This window comes from uncultured Olegusella sp., assembly GCF_947253395.1.
GTDB lineage: Bacteria > Actinomycetota > Coriobacteriia > Coriobacteriales > Atopobiaceae > Olegusella.
Genome location: NZ_CAMXYY010000061.1, coordinates 1 through 8,189, shown reverse-complemented (window position 1 = coordinate 8,189; position 8,189 = coordinate 1). Strand labels below are relative to the sequence as shown.

The following is an 8,189-nucleotide window of genomic DNA, read 5'->3' as shown; positions in this document are numbered from 1 at the left end:
CGCGAAGACACCTCACGCGCGGTGCTTCTATTCATGCTGCAGACCTCCTGCGGCAATGAGACGGGCTACAAGGTCCTTAAAGGCGCGCCCACGCTCTTCAAAACCAGAAAATTCATCAAAACTAGAGCAGGCAGGAGAGAGCAAGATGTACTGACCGTTATGAGCAAGTTCCCAAGCGGCATCCACAGCATCAGCAAGGTGTGCCACAGTCCTCAGGCTTAGCGCAGAGTTATTGCGCAGCTGCGCACCGAGCGCCTTTGCAAAACGAGGCCCTGCTTCGCCAAAACAAACAACACCCGCACAGGTTTTGACTACAAGATGGCTCAGCTCATCAAGATCAGTGCCCTTGTCATGGCCACCAAGTAACAACACCAATGAGCCCGGCGCAAACGCTGCCAGCGCTTTTTCGGTAGCATCAACATTGGTGGCCTTGGAATCATTCACAAAGTGAATGCCCTTAAGTTCACCACAGGGTTCAATACGATGCTCAAGCGGATGGAAGCTTTTTAAGCAACGATTTACCGCTTCAACATCAATACCCAACTCAAGGGCTGCAGCCGCAGCCGCAAGTGCATCAGCAAGGTTGTGTTCACCTTTTATCTGCAATTCGTCGGCATGTACCAAGAGGTGCTCCGTACCGTCTAGGCGTACCACCAACTGCCCTGCTCGCACAAAAGCAGCACAGGGACTACCTGCATCACGCGCAGGATTAAGCAGACAAACCCGCAAATTGCGCGCCTGGAGACGCTCTGCAATAGCACAGCACCACGCATCAGCATCAGAGATAAGAGCGAGATCTCCTACCTCAAGGTTGGCAAAGATACGCTCTTTGGCAGCGGCGTAGTTTTCGATTGACTTATGCCAAGCGATATGATCAGGCGTCACATTCAGCAGCATTGCAACACGCGGATGCAACGTCTTGCAGCAGGCCAACTGAAAACTCGAAAGCTCTGCCACAAACCATTCATCATCGGCGCGCCCCGTAAGTGCTTTGGTCGCAAGAAAGCCAATATTGCCAACCGACGTTGCCTTACGCTGACCTTCGTGCAAAATCGCAGTCGTCAAGCTCGTTGTGGTGGTCTTACCATTGGTACCTGTAATAGCAATCCAATTGCGTGGCGATTCACGCCAGGCAAACTCGGGCTCAGAAATTATCTCCTTGCTGCAGTTTTTTGCTGCCACAAAGAAGGGTGAAAATTCAGAAATACCAGGAGAAGCAATGCAGAGATCATAGCTGCCCTCCACAGCTTCAGAACCTAACACACAATGAACACCTTGCGCCGTCAAAGCCTCACTTGTATCACCTTGAGTGGAGCTTGTCCCACCATAGAGCGTGACGGACAAGACACGACTGCCCAACAAAGCCGCACAATAACGCGCGACATACTCGCCAGTCATCCCCATTCCGAGGACGAGCACATGACCCAGAACAGTTTGGCTTTCTGTCATCTTGTAAGACTCCCCCAGCAATTAGCAGACGCTTATAAGCGCGTCTCTTATTAGTTCATGTTGTCTCTACTCTGCCCTAGCGAAGCTGGAAGTACAGAGCAAAACCAAGAGCTGCAAAAGCAGCAGACACAATCCAAAAACGAATGACTACCTTAGTCTCCGACCAGCCCTTCTTTTCAAAATGGTGATGAATAGGAGCCATCAAAAAGACACGCTTTCCCGTCAGCTTAAAGGACACAACCTGGATCATGACTGAAAGTGCCTCAACGATAAAGAGGCCTCCCATGACCAGCGAGCTCAACTCAGTCTTGGTAAGTACCGCAAGAGCTGCAAAAGCAGCGCCGAGACCTAACGAACCGGTATCACCCATAAAAATCTGAGCAGGATAACAGTTATACCAAAGAAAACCAACGATAGCGCCAGCAAGAGACCCCGCAAAGACGGCTAGATTTGCTTCGTTATATGAAAAAGCAACCATCGCCATAATCAAAAAGACAACCATCGAACAGCCGCCAGCCAGACCATCCAGCCCATCGGTAAGGTTAACCGCATTGGATAGACCAGCCATAAGCAAAAATACAAAGATAAGGTAGAGCCAAGGGAAATGAATCCATTTCCCGAAAATCAAAAAATGAGACGTCACTACCCCTAAATCAACGGTAAAACCACCCGGAAATTCCACGGTAGGACGCACATAACAAAAATTCGTCGCAATGGTACAAAAACTCAGCGAAATCAGCGCTAACCCCAGCATCTTTTGACCCGGAGTCAAACCGAGGGAGCGTTTATGAGCCACAGACTCAATATCATCAAGCAGGCCCAAAGAGCCTGTAAGCAACGTTGCAATTACCGCAAGCCTAAGACCAGGCGTCCACTGTGCCTGAATAGCTGTCGCAACTAAGGCAGCAAGCAAAATAATAATGCCGCCCATCGTTGGGGTGCCCTGCTTGACAAGATGGGTGCCCGGACCGTCAGCACGAATTTGCTGTCCTAGTTGTTCGTGATGCATCAGCTTGATAAAGAACGGCATGAGCACTATAGAAACTGCTGCAGCAATAGCAGTTGCTAAAAAGATTCGATAGCTAGGATATGCAGGACTGCCAAACATTAGGCAAGTACTCCTTTCACAAACGCATCAAGGCCTGCCGAACGCGAGGCTTTCACCAAGACAAGGTCTTTGGCATTAAGGATAGGCTTGATAGTAGCAAGCGCGGATGCTACATCAGCAAAAGACTCCATATGGTCATCAGAAAACCCCATAACAAGAGCCGCTGCGCGCATAAGGGCTGCATCTTTTGTACCAACCCACACAATCAGGTCAGGTTTTTTTGCCGCTGCATAGCAGCCCACGTATTCATGAAGACGGGCAGAATCGTCGCCCATCTCCCCCATCTCACCTAATACTGCGATACGCCTGCCTGTGCAAGGAAGAGATGCAAGCACATCGAGGGCGGCTGCCATTGATGTTGGACTCGCATTGTAGGAGTCATCAATAAGACGGGGCTGCTCGCCACCGCCAACCACCTCAAGACGCATATGGGAGGCAGGCATATGCTCCATGGCAGAGCAGACTATATCTCTTTTGGCACCTAAGCGCTCGGCAATGGCCAAGGCGAGTAGATAATCAGAAACAACCGCAGTGCCAGGAAGTTCTAACTTGCTGTGGCGCATAGTGCCATCAGAAAAGCTCACATCAAACTCAGGGCGCCCGAGCTCATCAAGGGCGATGGAGCCACAGCTCAAGCTGGTCTTTTCGTCTTCGCCAACATAACTCGTCTCAACTGCTGCAGGACGACAAAACTCTTTTTCGATGAAAGGAGCAAAATCATTGTCACTGGTCATAACCAAGCAGGAGTGAACCTCACCAATTGACAGCTGCTGCGGCACTGCGCTGGGCTGAAGGCCTTCGATAATTTCAGCTTTGGCGCGCGCAATATTTTCGCGGCTACCCAACAGGCCAATGTGGCTCGTACCGACATTGGTAATCAATGCAACGCTTGGACGCGCTGCTTTGGTGAGACGCGAAAGCTCACCTTTGTGATTCATGCCCATCTCACAGATCACAACTTCATCGCTGGGATCAGCTGAAAGCAAGGTGAGGGGCAGGCCAATCAGATTATTAAAGTTACCTGCAGTAGCATGCGTCTTCCAACAAGCACCAAGACCAGCCGCAAGTAAGTCTTTGGTAGTGGTTTTACCTACCGAGCCCGTTACGCCTACGACCGTCCATTGGGGGTTGCGAAGGCGCCACGCCTCAGCGAGACGCAGCATAAATTCAGTTGGATCATCATCTGCAACGCGCAGTAGTGCACAGGAGCTCTTCTGAGCGACAGACACAAGCTCACAGCTCGGTTCGCGGGTCAAAGCGATAGCAGCGGCTCCTGCTTTTACGGCAGACGCAGCAAAATCATTGCCATCGACATGCTCGCCCGGAAAGCAAACAAAAAGCGTCCCCGCCGCTACGCGGCGAGAATCAGTTTCTACTGCTGTGACTTGCTTGTCTGTATCTCCGCACACTATAGTTGCAGCAGTTGCAGTCGCAATATCTGCAACAGGTAAATATAGCATCGACACTCCTTGCGCTATGTATCACTCGCCGGTCTGACTCCCATGTCAGAAAGTGCTTCACTCATGATAGCCGAGAATGCAGGTCCTGCTGCGGAGCCATGATATCCCGTTCCGTTCAGACCTACATAGACCAAAACTCGAGGGTCACTCGCATTAGCAAAGCCGATAAGAGAAGACACAAAGCTATCAGGCTTGTAGCCAGATCCGTCTTCGGTTACCTGCTGACCTGTACCCGTTTTTGCTGCAACATCATAACCCTCAACATCACCATTCATTGCCGTACCTTCATCGACAACGGTACGCATAATATCGCTCACCATGGCACAAGTCTTGGATGAGACAGATTTGCCATGACCCTTCCACGCCACCTCTTTGCCATCTTTAGTCTTGAGAAAATGAGGAGTATAGAGCGTGCCACCGTTGGCAACAGAGCCCACCGCCTCCACCATTTGTACCATCGGAATGGCAAGACCTTGGCCAAAGGCCATATTGCCTAAAGTAGAGCCATCGTATTGCTTCATTGTTTTAACAATGCCTTCGGTTTCACCAGGATAGTCAATACCCGTTTTATGACCGATATGGAAATCATCAACGCCTTGCGAGAAACGCTTGGAACCGATGACTTGCTGACCTATGAGAGCCATGCCCGTATTGGATGAGCGGCGCATTATCTCGCGAAGACTCATGGTCATGGTGTAGTCACGGTTGTCGACATCGGTAACATAATTGTCGCCTACTTTGACCTCAGCAGGCACCGCCCACGTACTGGTGTCTTCCATTAACTTGTTATCAACGCCGATAGCAGCGGTAAGAACTTTAAAAATCGAACCTGGCTCGTATGAGCTCGTGACGGGACGCAAGGTATAGGCTGCAGCTTCTGCCTCAGAAAGGTCCGTCAAATCAAGAAGAGGCGTCGAGCACGCAGCAAGGATTTCCCCTGTTGTCGGATCAGTCACCATAACCGAGCCAGAATCTGCGGTATAGGTCTTTACTGCCTCGCTAATTTGTTCTTCGGCAACCCGCTGGATGTTGACATCAAGACTAAGCATGATGTCAGCTCCGTTTTTGGCAGGCGCAATCTCGGCAGTAGCGCCCGCAATGGGCTCGCCATGCAGGCCGCGCTCCATAATCATCTCACCATCGCTGCCGTGCAGAATGTCTTCATAGTAAAGTTCAAGACCTGAAAGGCCTTCCCCATCTACACCGACCATGCCAAGCACCTGACCAGCCACCCCTTTGTAGGGATAAACGCGTTTGGTGTCATCGAGAAAGTAAATGCCCGTGATCTTGTTTTTTTCAAGTTCACTCTGAAGCTCTTTTGCAAGCTTGGTATCAACCTGACGACGCACATAGACAAAGCTCGCATCTTGGCGCAGTTTGGGAATATAGTCCGAAGACATGCCGCCAAAGACCTTTGCAAGAGCACGAGCGGCTTTGCGTACATCAGATATTTCTTTAGGGTTAGCGTAGATGGTTTTGCAGTCTTCACTCACCGCAAGCACATTACCATTGCGATCGTAGATAGTGCCGCGCTTGGCATGTAGTGCAACGACATTGGTGCGCTGCGCTTTGCCTGTGGCTGCAAGCTTGGGAGCATCAATCACTTGCAAAATAAGTAGCCGCGCCGCAACCACAATGGCCACTGCTAAAAACCAGCGAAAGATAATAGCAAAGCCATAATCGCTCGCACCTTGACCTTGCGCTCCAAAGCGCTGGCGGCGCATTTCTTCACGATGACGACGAGCCTCATCATAAGAGGCTCCGGGTACATCCCCGAAGCCCCGACCCCTTGAGCGGGTCATCTTAGGACTCGACTTTACTCGAGGCTTCAGAGATTGCGCTGCTTGTATCTGCGCTCTTGTGATCAAGCTTGATGGTATCCACATCGCTGGCGTATACCATGCCGTAATTCTGAGTTGCAATCGCAATAATACGTTGCGAAGAAGACTCTACTGAACGTTCAATCTCAAGTTCAGCGTTTATGTTTTGCAAACTCTCAACCTGGCTTCGCAAGCCTAAACTAGCTTGAAGTTCATGTACCGTTGCCACAGATAGAGCGACACGAAATGCTCCAACGATAACGACAGCAAGCACTACAAGGGCGACCATGCGTACACGAGAGATGAAGGTAGAATCGACTCCCTGACGAGCACGAGCGTCGAGACCACCACCTTCGTAAACCTCGAAGGAGGGGGCAGCAACTGGTGTGCTGTACGGGCGCACGCTACGTACTTGTGCGCCTTCGAGACGAAGTGCCTCGGCCCCCTCATAAACCATTGTTCTGCTTCCTATCTGAGAGCTTCAGCTCTCTCGTTTGTGTTGCGGTAGTACTTCATTGGTGCTGCGTTGGTAGTGCGTTTAAGCTCCGTTTTGCATCGTTGTGTTGCGTCGTACTTCATATATGCTGCGGTAGTGCAAATAACACCTTGCAAGACGACCCGAGGGTCGGAGTTGCTATATCTTGCCCTTCTCGTCGAGCTTGAGAGCGGCTCTGAGAAGCGCGCTTCTTGCTCGCGCGTTGTGGGCAACCTCCTCGTCAGTGGCGATGAGGGGCTTGCGGGTTGTGACTTTGAGTATCGGCACGTAAGTCGAAATCGGAATATCAGGCGGCGTGTTGTCGTGTGAGTACTCAGCAAACACATGCTTGACGATACGATCCTCAAGTGAGTGATATGAAATCACACAAATGCGGCCACCAGGATTAGCCCAACGAACTGCCGCGCGCAGGCCCTGCTCGAGTGCATCCAGTTCATGATTCACCTCGATGCGTAGCGCTTGGAAGGTCTTGCGCGCAGGATGTTTGCCACTGCGGCGCGCTGCTGCGGGAATTGCTGACTTGATAACATCTACCAGTTGAAGCGTCGTCTCAATGGGCGCTTGCTTCCTCCGTTTGCAAATCTCGCGAGTAATGCGTTTGGCAAAGCGTTCGTCCCCATATACGCGGAGGATCCGGGTGAGGTCGGATTCGTTTGTCGTGTTGATGACCTCTGCTGCGTTTCTTGGATTGTTTTCCGGATCCATGCGCATATCAAGTGGTGCGTCCTCGTGGTAGCTAAAGCCACGCTCGGGAACGTCAAGTTGCGGAGAAGAAACTCCCAAATCAAAAAGGAAGCAGTCTACTCCGGGAACTCCAGCTTTAAGCAGCAAGCTATCCATCTCGTCAAAGTTACCCTTGAGAAAGATATGCTCAGCGTCTGGCACCTCAGTATCAAAGCGCTCAGTTGCTGCAGCAAGTGCTGCATCATCCTGGTCGATGCCAATTGAAAGTCCATCAGGTGCAATACGCTCGGCAAGCTTGACGCTATGCCCTGCTCCCCCAAGCGTACAATCACAAACCACATCCCCTGCTTTGGGATCAAGAACACTGAGGACTTCGTTTAGCATCACGGGTACGTGTCGATATTCTTCTGTCAAAACCTTCACTCCTTCAGCGGCAAAACATAACACCTTGGATTAGCCAAAGAGATATGCTTCAAATTCCTCGTCCTCTGCATCCGCCTGCAGCTGATCCCAACGCGTGGCATCCCAAATCTCGAAGTGATCGCCGTTGCCAGCAATCACAACCTCGCGCTTTAGACCAAGACGTTCGCGGTCCTGCTCACTCGACTTACCCACGCTAATGCGGCCAGCAGCATCAATGTCAACCTCAACAGCATGGGAATTGAGCGCACGGGCACGACGGGCGTCAGCGCTTTTGGGGTCGCTCGCATTGGGGCAGACACCGGTAACCCAGTTGACATAGCCCTCAGGAGTGAATCCGTACAATGCGCCCTGAACGGGAACGAGTTTGATTTTGCCATCGGGAAAATCACGACGATAGTCAGCCTGGAGAGTCAGACGGCACTTGGAATCAAGGTTTGCGCGCTTGGAACCAGTGAGATACATCTGAGCCTCCCTTCTCATACGTCGCTGTTCTTCTCAACAACAAACACTCGCCCCAAAAAGGGCTGTGGCAATACTATAGAGGGAATTACCGACACTTTTTGACACAATTCGACATTTTTATGCCGAAAGCTGATAAAGCGACCCGAACGGCAAAAAAGCCGTCGAGAAAATGAGAATGATTGTCAGTCACATCCTGCATTTTCTTAAAAAGAAAGTGCGTTCATTTTTTTAAACCACTATATGTAGTGGAATGTGCTTGTTATAACCACAAGAAATTCAATACAAAA

At 50.8% G+C, this 8,189-nt stretch carries 7 protein-coding genes; all 7 read right to left on the bottom strand.

Annotated elements, in window-relative coordinates:
- Positions 1-27: 27 nt before the first annotated feature.
- Positions 28-1,449, bottom strand: coding sequence for a UDP-N-acetylmuramoyl-L-alanine--D-glutamate ligase (gene murD / locus Q0X25_RS05840; protein ID WP_298579872.1), 1,422 nt, complete (start codon positions 1,447-1,449; stop codon positions 28-30).
- A gap of 76 nt (positions 1,450-1,525) precedes the next feature.
- Complete coding sequence (gene mraY / locus Q0X25_RS05835; RefSeq protein ID WP_298579869.1) at positions 1,526-2,557, bottom strand: phospho-N-acetylmuramoyl-pentapeptide-transferase; 1,032 nt, start codon at positions 2,555-2,557, stop codon at positions 1,526-1,528.
- Entirely contained in the window at positions 2,557-4,017 is a 1,461-nt protein-coding gene (murF, locus tag Q0X25_RS05830) for a UDP-N-acetylmuramoyl-tripeptide--D-alanyl-D-alanine ligase (RefSeq protein WP_298579866.1), read from the bottom strand. Before murF ends, mraY begins: the two co-directional genes overlap by 1 nt.
- A 14-nt stretch (positions 4,018-4,031) precedes the next feature.
- Positions 4,032-5,819, bottom strand: a complete 1,788-nt coding sequence (locus Q0X25_RS05825; RefSeq protein WP_298579864.1) for a penicillin-binding protein 2 — start codon at positions 5,817-5,819, stop codon at positions 4,032-4,034.
- Between the two features lies 1 nt (position 5,820).
- Positions 5,821-6,294: a cell division protein FtsL gene (locus Q0X25_RS05820; RefSeq protein WP_298579861.1), complete on the bottom strand. Its 474-nt coding sequence runs from the start codon at positions 6,292-6,294 to the stop codon at positions 5,821-5,823.
- A gap of 177 nt (positions 6,295-6,471) precedes the next feature.
- On the bottom strand, positions 6,472-7,431 hold the full coding sequence (rsmH, locus tag Q0X25_RS05815; RefSeq protein ID WP_298579858.1) for a 16S rRNA (cytosine(1402)-N(4))-methyltransferase RsmH: 960 nt from the start codon (positions 7,429-7,431) through the stop codon (positions 6,472-6,474).
- Between the two features lie 39 nt (positions 7,432-7,470).
- On the bottom strand, positions 7,471-7,902 hold the full coding sequence (locus tag Q0X25_RS05810; RefSeq protein WP_068539228.1) for a division/cell wall cluster transcriptional repressor MraZ: 432 nt from the start codon (positions 7,900-7,902) through the stop codon (positions 7,471-7,473).
- Between the last annotated feature and the right edge of the window lie 287 nt (positions 7,903-8,189).

Coding starts and splice junctions, on each gene's coding strand:
- Q0X25_RS05820 (WP_298579861.1), bottom strand. CDS start 6,294: ATGGTTTATGAGGGGGCCGAGGCACTTCGTCTCGAAGGCGCACAAGTA.
- Q0X25_RS05810 (WP_068539228.1), bottom strand. CDS start 7,902: ATGTATCTCACTGGTTCCAAGCGCGCAAACCTTGATTCCAAGTGCCGT.
- murD (WP_298579872.1), bottom strand. CDS start 1,449: ATGACAGAAAGCCAAACTGTTCTGGGTCATGTGCTCGTCCTCGGAATG.
- murF (WP_298579866.1), bottom strand. CDS start 4,017: ATGCTATATTTACCTGTTGCAGATATTGCGACTGCAACTGCTGCAACT.
- mraY (WP_298579869.1), bottom strand. CDS start 2,557: ATGTTTGGCAGTCCTGCATATCCTAGCTATCGAATCTTTTTAGCAACT.
- Q0X25_RS05825 (WP_298579864.1), bottom strand. CDS start 5,819: ATGACCCGCTCAAGGGGTCGGGGCTTCGGGGATGTACCCGGAGCCTCT.